This is a genomic window from Pseudoalteromonas sp. CR1 (assembly GCF_019392235.1).
In the GTDB taxonomy this organism is placed as follows: domain Bacteria; phylum Pseudomonadota; class Gammaproteobacteria; order Enterobacterales; family Alteromonadaceae; genus Pseudoalteromonas.
In genome coordinates this window covers 1-259 of the sequence record NZ_JAHXRM010000374.1, presented here as the reverse complement: position 1 = coordinate 259, position 259 = coordinate 1, and the positions used below count along the sequence as shown (strand labels likewise).

Annotated in this window: 1 pseudogene; it reads right to left on the bottom strand. The window is 50.2% G+C overall.

Going from position 1 to position 259, the window contains the following annotated elements:
• A pseudogene (locus tag KZZ04_RS19775) lies at nucleotides 1-126 on the bottom strand (bifunctional NADH-specific enoyl-ACP reductase/trans-2-enoyl-CoA reductase); the annotation flags it as partial.
• Nucleotides 127-259 lie beyond the last annotated feature (133 nt).

Below are 259 nucleotides of genomic sequence, written 5' to 3'. Positions count from 1 at the left end.
CTTTGGGCCGCCTGCAATGGCGCCATGCTGGGTTACGTAGTCGATCTGTTCCTTGACGTTCGCTTCACAGCCCACAGGGTGAGCGGTCACACAGATAAAGCCACGAACCCGCGGTTTGATGATCATAAAATTTCTGCCTCTTCCAAGGTGCCGAAGGCCAATGGTGGCCATTCAACTTCAATCGTACCGGTCTATGACGTCTGAAAAACCGAAGCGTCACGATAGTCGCAAATCTTCTGTTTACAAAATCCAATCAACA